Source organism: Xenophilus azovorans DSM 13620 (assembly GCF_000745855.1).
In the GTDB taxonomy this organism is placed as follows: domain Bacteria; phylum Pseudomonadota; class Gammaproteobacteria; order Burkholderiales; family Burkholderiaceae_C; genus Xenophilus; species Xenophilus azovorans.
In genome coordinates this window covers 62156-72202 of sequence record NZ_JQKD01000034.1, presented here as the reverse complement: position 1 = coordinate 72202, position 10047 = coordinate 62156, and the positions used below count along the sequence as shown (strand labels likewise).

The 10047-nt window shown below is 74.4% G+C and carries 9 protein-coding genes; 6 read left to right on the top strand and 3 right to left on the bottom strand.

What is annotated here, in order from left to right; genetic code table 11:
* The coding region (locus Q392_RS32040) for a GTPase (RefSeq protein ID WP_084217164.1) at positions 1-101 on the bottom strand (101 nt) is incomplete at its 3' end.
* 232 nt (positions 102-333) lie between these two features.
* A complete protein-coding gene (locus Q392_RS18045) occupies positions 334-1683 on the bottom strand; it encodes an amidohydrolase (protein WP_245610746.1) in 1350 nt (449 codons plus the stop codon).
* A gap of 326 nt (positions 1684-2009) precedes the next feature.
* Here Q392_RS18045 and Q392_RS18040 point away from each other — a divergent pair, with 326 nt between their 5' ends.
* The 5 genes from Q392_RS18040 (at position 2010) to Q392_RS18020 (ending at position 7876) form a co-directional block, all read left to right on the top strand.
* Positions 2010-2294 (top strand): hypothetical protein, encoded by a 285-nt coding sequence (locus tag Q392_RS18040; protein WP_038210667.1) that lies wholly within the window; start codon positions 2010-2012, stop codon positions 2292-2294.
* Positions 2291-3340 carry a multidrug transporter subunit MdtN gene (mdtN, locus tag Q392_RS18035; RefSeq protein ID WP_038210665.1) on the top strand — a complete coding sequence of 350 codons (1050 nt, stop codon included), beginning with the start codon at positions 2291-2293 and terminating at the stop codon, positions 3338-3340. Before Q392_RS18040 ends, mdtN begins: the two co-directional genes overlap by 4 nt.
* On the top strand, positions 3321-5267 hold the full coding sequence (locus Q392_RS18030) for an FUSC family protein (RefSeq protein WP_051953669.1): 1947 nt from the start codon (positions 3321-3323) through the stop codon (positions 5265-5267). Before mdtN ends, Q392_RS18030 begins: the two co-directional genes overlap by 20 nt.
* Positions 5254-6741, top strand: coding sequence for a TolC family protein (locus Q392_RS18025; protein ID WP_038210664.1), 1488 nt, complete (start codon positions 5254-5256; stop codon positions 6739-6741). Before Q392_RS18030 ends, Q392_RS18025 begins: the two co-directional genes overlap by 14 nt.
* Before the next feature lie 100 nt (positions 6742-6841).
* Positions 6842-7876 (top strand): hypothetical protein, encoded by a 1035-nt coding sequence (locus Q392_RS18020; RefSeq protein ID WP_038210662.1) that lies wholly within the window; start codon positions 6842-6844, stop codon positions 7874-7876.
* Positions 7877-7903: 27 nt separating this feature from the next.
* Here Q392_RS18020 and Q392_RS18015 read toward each other — a convergent pair whose 3' ends face one another.
* Positions 7904-8812 carry an MOSC domain-containing protein gene (locus Q392_RS18015; RefSeq protein ID WP_051953666.1) on the bottom strand — a complete coding sequence of 303 codons (909 nt, stop codon included), beginning with the start codon at positions 8810-8812 and terminating at the stop codon, positions 7904-7906.
* A 74-nt stretch (positions 8813-8886) separates the two neighbouring features.
* On the opposite strand from Q392_RS18015, the gene Q392_RS18010 reads away from it, so the two are divergent.
* The gene (locus tag Q392_RS18010; protein WP_038210660.1) at positions 8887-10023 is read left to right on the top strand and encodes an FAD-dependent monooxygenase; all 1137 of its coding nucleotides are present in this window, start codon (positions 8887-8889) and stop codon (positions 10021-10023) included.
* Positions 10024-10047 lie beyond the last annotated feature (24 nt).

Here is a 10047-nt window from a genome sequence, read left to right as displayed (position 1 = left end):
AAGGGGTAGTTCTCGGCCGCGATGCCGGCCTTGGTCAGCGCGTTGAAGAGGGTGGACTTGCCCACGTTGGGCAGGCCGACGATGCCGCACTTGAGGCTCATGGAAATTCCTTTGCAAACGCCCCCTTGCGCATCGCCGCGCCCGATGCGGGCGTGGCCGGGGCACCCGGCCTGTGCCGGGCGCGGCGGGCCGGGATCCTTCAGCCTGGGCGCATCGCGCCGGCGATCCCGAGAGGGCCCGGCCCTCGTCCTGCCTGGGGGAAACTGGCGCCGATTGTATTGACCGGCGGCGCCATGGACCGCCGCGGCACCCCGGCCGTCCGGTGCCCCCGCCTCACTGCAGGACGTTGAGCACCGCGAGGCTCATCGCCTCGACCGCCGTGCGGATCGTCGGCTCGGGCACGGGGGCGAAGAAGGGCGAATGGTTGACCGGCACCGGCTTGCCCGCCTTGCGGGCCGCGGCGATGTCCCGGGGATCCAGCGCGCCGAGGCCGAAATAGAGGGAGGGCACGCCGGCCATGACGAAGTCGGAATAGTCCTCGCTGGCGGGCGTCGGCGTGGGCCGCCGCTTGACCTTGTCGCCGAACGCAGCCTGGAAGACCTCGGCGGTGCGCGCGGTCAGCGCGTCGTCGTTGATGACGGCGTTGTAGTCGTCGGTGATCCGGATGTCGGGCTCGGGCGCGCCCGCCATGTCGGCCACCGCCTTCGCGGTCCGGACGATGCCGGCGTGCAGCTTCCTGCGCACGTCCTCCTCGTAGGAGCGGACCGTGCCGCGCACCACGACGTTGTCGGGAATGATGTTGGCGGCGGTGCCGCCCTGTATCGCGCCGATCGTCACGACGCCGAAGGCGCCCGCGTCCTTCTCGCGGCTGACGACCGTCTGCACGTCGAGCACGAAGCGCGAGGCCATCACCACCGGGTCGATCGACGCGCTGGGCATGGAGCCGTGCGCGCCCTTGCCGTGGAAGCCGATCTGGAGGCTGTCGGCGCTGGAGCTGAACACGCCGGGCCGGTAGCCGATCTCTCCATACGGCCCCGGCCCGACATGGAGCGCGAAGCCGGCGTCGGGCTTGCCGAAGCGGGTGAACAGGCCGTCCTCGAGCATGCGCCGGGCGCCGTGCCCGCCCTCCTCCGCGGGCTGCCCCACGAACATGAGCGTGCCGTGCCACTGCGCCTTCGTGGCGACCAGCGCCTTCGCCGTGCCGACCCAGGCGGCCATGTGGATGTCGTGTCCGCAGCTGTGCGCGACGAAGGTCTCCTTGCCGTTCCAGACGGCCTTGCTGCGGCTGGCGTAGGACAGGCCGGTCTTCTCTTCCATCGGCAGCGCGTCGAGCTCGGTCCTGACCAGCACCATGGGCCCCGGTCCGTTGCGCAGGATCGCCACGATGCCGGTCTTGCCGACGCCTTCGGTCACCTCGAAGCCGAGGCGGCGCATCTCCGCGGCCAGCCGGCGCGCGGTCTCGACTTCCTGGAAGCTCAGCTCGGGATGGCGGTGCAGGTCCTTGTAGAGCGCATCGAGTTCGGGATAGCTCTGGTCCAGCACGGCGCCGATCTGCGCCTTCAGCGCCGGGACGTCGAGCGCGAAGCTCGGGGCGCAGCCCAGGCTGCCTGCGACGGCGATCGCCGCCAGCGCGAAACGAACACGCCTGGCGCGACGGCGCAGGCCTGCGGTGATGTGGGGCACGGTGGTCCTTTTTCTTGAGGGAGGTTGCCGATGGCTGCCGCAGGCGGCATGAGGGGGCCATCCGGGATGGCGGCACAAATAATCTTCCCAGTAAGACAATGTGTCAAGCCATCGAAAACGCTATTGGCCCATTGATCCCTCCGCGGGCCCGAAGAATCAGCGGGTATGCCGGCTTTTACCAAACTCTCACCCAATAAATACCATTCACCTTGAAGCGCCCCACGCGTTGACCGGAAGAAGGGCCAGGGAACCGCGCGGACGCCAGGCACCGCCCCCCACCTCTCGGCATCGGCTATCTTCCAGCCGGTTTCCCCGCACGCTTCGCCATGCCGCGCCTGCCTTTCCGCCCCCGCCTCGTCCTGGCGGCCCTGCCCTGCCTGCTGGCAGGCTGCGGCACGGCCAGCGCGCCCAGCCATGTGCTCTTCGGCGCCTATTTCCCGTCCTGGCTGCTGTTCGCGCTGCTGTGGGTGCTGCTGGCGGCCGGCGTGCGCGTCGCGATGGTGCTGGCGGGCGGCGGTACCCACTGGCCCTGGCCGCTGGCGCTGTGCACGGCCGCCGGCTTCCTGCTGGCGCTGGGCCTGTGGCTGCTGATGACCGGAGGCCTGCCATGAAGGCCGCCGGGCAGCCCCGCATCGCGCCCGCGCGGCGCGGCATCGTGATCGCCGTCGTGGTGCTGGCGCTGGCCGCGGGCGCCTGGGTGCTGCACCGGCGCGGCCAGGTGGTCTCCGCGGACGATGCGACGCTGGACGCCGAGGTCGTCCACATCGCCTCGACGGTGGGCGGGCGCATCGTGCGCATCGCGGTGCGCGAGAACAGCGCGGTGAAGGCCGGCGACGAGTTGTTCCAGATCGACCCCGAGCCGCTGCAACTGGCCGTCAACCAGGCCGAGGCCGACCTGGCGCTGGCGCGTGCCTCGCTCGCCACCCAGCAGCGCGGCGTCGGCACGCAGCGCTCGGGCGCCGCGCAGGCAGCCGAGCAGACGCACCGCGCCGAGACGAACCTGGCGCTGGCGCAGCGCACCGTGCAGCGCCTGCGTCCGCTGGCGGCCAAGGGCTATGTGCCGCAGCAGCAGCTCGACCAGGCCGAGACCGCCGAGCGCGACGCGCGGACCACGCTGCGCCAGGCGCGCGAGCAGGAACGCGCCGCCGTGCAGGCGGTGGGCACGGAAGACGGCGGCCAGGCCACCGTGCGCGCCCGCGAGGCCGCGCTGGCGCTGGCCCGGCACGCGCTGGCCAGCGCCACGGTGCGCGCACCGCACGACGGGCGCGTGGTCGGCCTGGCCGTCTCCAGCGGCGAGATCGTCGTGCCCTCGCAGTCGCTGTTCACCCTGGTGCTCTCGCACGAATGGGCGGCCGTGGCCAACCTGCGCGAGTCGGACCTGTCGCGCATCGCGGTGGGCGACTGCGCCACGGTCTATTCGATGATCGACCGCCGCCGGCCGCTGCGCGGCACGGTGCAGGGCATCGGCGCCGGCGTGCTGGACGCCGAGCGCGTCCAGCTGCCGCGCAACCTGCCCTACGTGCAGAAGTCGATGAGCTGGGTGCACGTGGCGCAGCGCTTCCCGGTGCGCGTGCAGCTGCACGAGCCGCCGGAGGCGCTGGTGCGCCTGGGCGCCAGCGCGGTGGTCGAGATCCGCCATGGCGACGCCTGCCGCTGAAGCCGCCCGGGCACGGCCGCTGCCGCTGCCGGACTGGCGCGCGACGAAGGCGCTGCTGGCGCCCGCGCCGGGCCGGCTCGAGTTCGCGCTGCGGCTGGCGCTGGTGTGCACGGCGAGCGCCGGCGTGGCCGAGTGGTTCCAGACGCCGGAGCCGGCGCTGACCGCCTACGTCGGCTTCTTCCTGCTGCGCGCCGACCGCACCACCAGCATCGTGATGGGCGCGGCGATGCTGGTGCTGGCCTCGGTGCTGATCGGGCTGGTGGCGCTGATGGCCAACGGGCTTGTCGGCCGCCCGGCCGCGCTGCTGGCGTCGATGACGCTGATCGCCTTCGCGCTGTTCTTCCTGACCTCGGCCAGCAAGCTGGCGCCGGTGGGCGGCATCCTGGCGCTGATCACCACCTTCGCGCTGTCGCTGATCGCGCTGGCGCCCGAGGGCGAACTGGCCACCCGCGCGCTGCTGTACGCCTGGCTGATGGTGGGCATTCCGGTGGGCGTCTCCACCGTGGTCAACCTGCTGATCGGCCCGGCCCCGCGTGCCCTGGCGCAGCGCGCGCTGGCCCTGCGCCTGCAGGCCGCGGCTGACGCGCTGCGCCACGGCGACGCCGCGCACCGCGAGGCGTTGCAGCGCCTGCGTACGGAGGGCCCTGGGGAGATCCAGGGCTGGCTGCGCCTGGCCGCCGTGGAGCACACGAGCGCACCGCAGGACATCGCCGCGCTGCGCCACGCCTGCGACGCCACCACGCGCGTGCTGCTGCTGACGGACATGCTGGACGCCGCCCTGCCCGCCGCACACGAGGCCCGCGCCGCCGCGGCCGGCACGCTGGAGCGCATGGCGGACATCCTTGCGCACGGCGGCTACCCGGTCGAGATCACGCTGCCGCCCGTCACAGCCGCCACCCCGCTGCCGGTGCCGGCCGGCCAGGCGCTGGCCGCGCTGCGCAGCACCCTCGCACACTTCGCCGATGCCGACACCGCTCCGCCGGACCCGGACCCGCCCGCCGGCTTCCTCGCACCCGACGCCTTCAGCAGCCCCGCGCACGTGCGCTTCGCGCTCAAGGCCACCGGCGCGGCGATGTTCTGCTACCTGCTCTACAACGCGCTGGGCTGGCAGGGCATCCACACCGCCTTCATCACCTGCTTCATCGTCGCGCTGGGCACGGCGGGCGAGACGGTGGAGAAACTCAGCCTGCGCATCGCCGGCTGCCTGGCCGGCGCGCTGGCCGGCGTGGCGGCGCTGCTGTGGGTGCTGCCCGGCATCCACGGCCTGCCGGGCCTGCTGGCACTGATCTTCGTGGTGGCGCTGGGCGCCACCTGGGTCGCCGCCGGCAGCCCGCGCATCGCCTACGCCGGCTTCCAGATCGCCTTCGCCTTCTTCCTGTGCGTGCTGCAGGGCAGCGGCCCGTCGTACGACCTGGCGGTCGCGCGCGACCGCGTGATCGGCATCCTGATCGGCAACGCGGCCGTGTACCTGGTCTTCACGCGGCTGTGGCCGGTGAGCGTGGCCGGCCGCATCGACGCCGCGCTGGCGGCGCTGCTGGGCCGGCTGGCGCGCATGGCCGAGGCGCCCGACAGCCGCCTCGCAGCCGTGCAGGCCGGCAAGGCGGAAGCCCAGCGCGGCGCCATCGCCGCCGACCTGGCGCTGCTGGCCTACGAGCCGCCGCACGTGCGCCCGGACGCGGACTGGATCGCGCAGCGCCGCCGCACGCTGGACTGCGCAGGCGCGCTGGCCGCGCCGCTGGCGCTGCAGTCCGGCGCATCGGCCCGTGTCGCATCGACGCTGGACGCGCTGGCGCGGCGCCGGCAGCCCGCCCTGCCGCCCGCCCTCCCGCACTGGCTGGCGCGGCCGCTGCAGGCGCTCGCGGCCTCCATTCAGCGGCCGGACGCATCCACAGCTCACCCCGGAAACACCGCGCATGCCGCGCCTTGACCTCGTCGCCGCGCTGGCCCTCGCCTTCCTCGTCGCCGCCTGCGCCGGCACCGCGCCGGACCTCGCCCCCGCGCGCGCCGACGCCCCCTGGCAGCCGCCCGGCGCCCCGCCCGCCGACGGCTTCGTGCTGCCGCCCCAGCCCGCGCTGGCCGAGCTGCCGCCCACGCCCGACATCGACCCGGCGCACGCCTACACCCTGCCCGAGCTGATCGACCTGGCGCAGCGCCACCACCCCGCCACCCGCATCGCCTGGATCGACGCGCGCAACGCCGCGCTGGCGGCCGGCGCGGCGCAGCGAAGCTGGCTGCCGCAGCTCTCGGCCACCGTGCTGGCCGGCTACCAGCGGCGGCGCGGCGGCAGCGAAGGCCGCTTCCTGTCCATCGACGACGACGCCCGCGGCCACGGCGCGGTGGGCGTGCTCTCGCTGCAGTGGCTGCTGTTCGACTTCGGCGAGCGCGCCGCGCTGGCCGAGGGCGCCGAGCAGGGCGCGGTCGTCGCCGGCATCGGCTTCACCGCCGCGCACCAGCAGCTCATCGAGTCGGTGAGCCTGGCCTACTACGCCCACGGCGCGGCGCGCTCGCGCGTCGGCGTCGCGCAGCGCTCGCTGGCCAACAGCCGCCAGGTGCTGGAGGCCGCGCAGGCGCGCCAGCGGCAGGGCATCGGCGCGGTGATCGAGGTCGCGCAGGCGCGCCAGGGCGTGGCGCAGGCGGAGCTGGCCCGCGTGCAGGCCGAGGGCCGGGCCCGCGACGCCCACCACGCGCTGGTCGCCGCGATGGGCATCTCGCCGCTCGCGCCGCTGAAGGTGGCCGATGCGCCGACGCCCGCACTGGGCCGCGCCAGCGAGGCGCCGGTCGAGCGCATCGTGGCCGAGGCCCTGGCGCGCCGGCCCGACGTGCAGGCCGCGCATGCGGCGCTGCTGGCCAGCCGGGCCGGCGCGAAGGCTTCCGATGCCGCGCGGCTGCCCAAGGTGTTCCTCGCCGCATCGGCCTCGCGCAGCACCGGCGCCGCCAGCGTCACGGCGCTGCCGGGCATCGGCCAGCAGGGGCCGGCGCTCGACCTCTCGGGCAGCGGCTCGGGCGCCGGCGTGTTCGTCGGTGTGACGGTGCCGCTGTTCGACGGCGGCACGCGCGAGACGGCGCAGGCCCAGGCCGCACAGCGCGTCGACGCGGCCCAGGCGCGGCTGGACCGCGCGCGCCAGCAGGCGGTGCAGCAGATCGTGGTGGCGCAGGACGCGCTGCGCACCGCACTGGCCTCCGCCGAGGCCGCCGAGGCGCTGCAGGCCACCGCCGCGCTGACGCACGACGCCGCGCTGGAGGCCTACCGCCATGGCGTGGGCACCATCACCGCCGTGACGCTGGCCGACACGCAGATGCTGCAGGCCGGCCAGGCGCTGGCCGATGCGCGCGCCGCGGCGCAGTCGGCCGCGGTCTCGCTGGCCTTCGCGACCGGCGCGCTGGGCAGCGCGCCGCGCTGAAGCGGAGCCGACTGGCCAGTGCGTCCGGCCAGTTCCCGGCACGGCGCGAGGCTGCTGCAATGAAGCCCATGCGCCGGGCCCGGCGCATGGGAGCCCTGCCGTGAAGAACCTGTTTGCCTTGGTCCGATGCGACTGCTTCGAGCGCGGGCAGGTCGCGCCCACGCCGCTGGCCTCGCGCATCCGCGTGGACGAGGAAGACAACGACCTGACGCTGGGCCGGCCGCCCGGCGGCGGCGAGGTCACGCAGGAGGAATACGACGCCCTGCGCGCCTGGCGCCTCAACGCCTGCCCCCACCCGGACATGGACCTCGTCCACACCGCAGTGGGCAGTTGGTACGAATGCGACGCGCTGCGCGACGCCCTGCTGATCTGCGCCCAGGAGATCACCCGCCACGCGATGGACGATCTGCTGGACCGCCCGCACGGCGACGGCCCGGTGCTGATGGAGCGCTCCAGCCGCTACGGCCCGGTGGGCCGCTTCGCCACCCTGCTGGACGAACTGCCGGACGACGGCACGGCCTGGGGCGGCACGCCGCCGGCGCTGGCGCGGCGGATGCTGGACGACCTGAAGGCCTTCGAGCGGCACGGCCACTTCGGCGTCAAGTTCGTCCTGCGCGATGCCGACAGCGGCGAGGTGCTGTGGACCACGCTGTACGGCGAAGCGGTGTGGAACGCGCTGACGCCGGCGGCCGAACGCTGGTGGGCAGTGCGGCCGGAGGACGGCACCGTGCCCGCTCTGCCGCCCGCACTGGCCTACCTCGACAGCCGCCGCCCGGCGCGCGACACCCATCTCCTCGCGTCGCACGGGAAGGCCCTGCGCCTGGGAGCGACCCGGCAGGGCTTCGTGGTGGAGGACGCGCAGCAGCACCTCCTCTTCAGCAGCCATGCCTTCACCCAGACGCCGCTGCCCGGCGGCGAGGCCGTGCTGTGGCAGGACACGGCCGGCGGACAGTGCTTCGAGTGCGCAGCGCTGTGCATCGGGCCGCGACCGGCGCAGGCGCTGCGGCTGCGCGTCGATGCGGCATACCAGTCGGCCGCCGACCACGGCGCCGTCACCACGCCCCTGCGCCGGCTGTGCATGGCCGCGCTGAGTACGGGCCACCCGATCGAGTGGCATCAGGAGCCGCGCTCGTAAGCCGCCGATGCCGCGTGCGGCCTACCGTCAGTCGAAGCGCAGGTTCCCGCCCACCGCCTGCCCCACCCGCAGCATCCGGTCCACGCCCTCGCGCACGATCAGGTTCATGCCGAAGGTGACCGCACCGTCCACGCGTGCGTCGGCGCGGTAGGCGCGCAGCGCGTCGCCCACTTCGGGGCTGCTGACGGCGGTGGCGGGGTCGATGTCGGGGATCGGGCAGCGCGTGCAGGGTTTCACGGGCTGCAGCCGCACGACGCCCTCGTCGCCGGCGACATGCAGCATGTCGAGGCGGCCCTCGTCGTGCGCCTCCACGCCGCCCAGCACGATGTTGGGGCGGAAGCGCTCGATGCCGACCGGCGCATGGCCCGCCGCGCCCAGCCGCGCATTGAGGTCGTCGACCGCGGCCTCGCTCGCCACCAGCAGCGCGTAGCCGTCGGCGAACTGCACCTCGGACTCGATGCCGCCGGTCCACTTCAGGCTCGACAGGCGCCTGTGCTCCGGATCGAAGCGCACCAGGCGCAGGCGGCGCGGCCGCCCCGGCTCGGACAGGAAGTCGCTGAACCACTGCGCCGCCACGTCGCCCATGTCGTAGGCGGCGACGGTGTCCTTCCACACTGTCGCCTGCACCGGCGCCTCCACCCGGTCGTAGGCGACGTGCAGCGCCAGCATGCCGGGCGCGCGCAGCACCATCTCCGCGTGCTTCATCTGCGGGCGGATCAGCGCCATGCGCGGCAGCTCGCGCTGGGTGACGAACTCGCCCTGCTCGTCCACCACCATCCAGGCGCGGTCGAACTCCAGGCCGGTCTCGGTGAGCAGCGCCTCGCGCACCTCCACGCCCGCGCAGGACTTGACGGGATAGACGAACAGGCGGGCGATGGTGCCGCGGACGTCGAAGCTGTCGTCGAGGGCCGGGGCGGCGGCGTGGGAAGCGGTCATGGTGCTGCGCATTCTCCCGCAGCAGGGGGCGGCCTCCCCCTCCCCGCAAGGAAGCCCGTCCCTACAATGCCGCGATGGCTCTTCCCCCCGAGGTCTGCATCCGCGGCGCCGGCATCGTCGGCCGCACGCTGGCGCTGCTGCTGGCGCGCGAGCGCGTGCGCGTGGCGCTGGTGGCGCCGGCCGGCGGCACGGCCCGCAAGGACGTGCGCGCCTACGCGCTCAACGCCGCGTCGAAGGCGCTGCTCGAATCCCTGCGCGCCTGGCCCGACGCGGCCCACGCCACGCCGGTGCGCGAGATGCTGGTGCACGGCGACGGGGGCGGCCGCGTGCACTTCCAGGCGCGCCGCCATGCGGTCGATGCGCTCGCCTGGATCGTCGACGTGCCCGCGCTCGAGCGCCAGCTCGCCGATGCGGTGCGCTTCGCGCCGCAGGTGGAGGTGGTGGACTCGCCCGTCGCCGCGCCGCTGACCGTGGTGTGCGAGGGCCGTGCCAGCGCCACGCGCGAGCTGCTCGGCGTGCACCACGAGGTGACGCGCTACCCGCAGCACGCCATCGCCGCGCGCCTGGAGGCCGAGACGCCCCACGACGACACCGCGCGCCAGTGGTTCGACGCCCAGGGCGAGGTGCTGGCACTGCTGCCGCTGGGCGGGCCGGGCAGCCGGCACCTGGCGCTGGTGTGGTCGGTGGACCAGTTCCGCGCACCCGAGCTGATGGCGCTGGACGCCGATGCCTTCTGCGAGCGCGTGCGCGAAGCCTGCGGCGGCGCGCTGGGCGCCTTCACGCTCACCAGCGAGCGCGCCGCCTGGCCGCTGCAGCGCGCCACCGCCGAGCGCTGGATCGGCCGCTTCCCCGCCGGCGACGACGGCCGCCCCGGCGGCACCTGGGCGCTGGCCGGCGACGCCGCGCACACCGTGCATCCGCTGGCCGGCCAGGGCCTGAACCTGGGCCTGGCCGATGCCGCCGGGCTGGCGCAGGTGATCCGCTCGCGCGACTACTGGCGCAGCGTCGGCGACGAGCGCCTGCTGCGCCGCTACGAGCGCGCCCGCCGCGCCGACGTGCTGGCGATGGGCCTGGCCACCGACGGGCTGCAGCAGCTCTTCTCGCACACGCTCGAGCCGCTGCCGCAACTGCGCAACTGGGGCATGCGCGGCTTCGACCGCACCCGTCTCATCAAGAACTGGATCGCGCGCCAGGCGATGGGCCTGGCTTGATGAACCTTTGGCGCACCGCGCACA

What these genes read in the sequence shown, in the direction of transcription:
- Q392_RS18030 (WP_051953669.1), top strand. Translation starts at nt 3,321, where the DNA reads ATGGCGACGCCTGCCGCTGAAGCCGCCCGGGCACGGCCGCTGCCGCTG.
- Q392_RS18015 (WP_051953666.1), bottom strand. Translation starts at nt 8,812, where the DNA reads ATGACCGCTTCCCACGCCGCCGCCCCGGCCCTCGACGACAGCTTCGAC.
- mdtN (WP_038210665.1), top strand. Translation starts at nt 2,291, where the DNA reads ATGAAGGCCGCCGGGCAGCCCCGCATCGCGCCCGCGCGGCGCGGCATC.
- Q392_RS18010 (WP_038210660.1), top strand. Translation starts at nt 8,887, where the DNA reads ATGGCTCTTCCCCCCGAGGTCTGCATCCGCGGCGCCGGCATCGTCGGC.
- Q392_RS18025 (WP_038210664.1), top strand. Translation starts at nt 5,254, where the DNA reads ATGCCGCGCCTTGACCTCGTCGCCGCGCTGGCCCTCGCCTTCCTCGTC.
- Q392_RS18040 (WP_038210667.1), top strand. Translation starts at nt 2,010, where the DNA reads ATGCCGCGCCTGCCTTTCCGCCCCCGCCTCGTCCTGGCGGCCCTGCCC.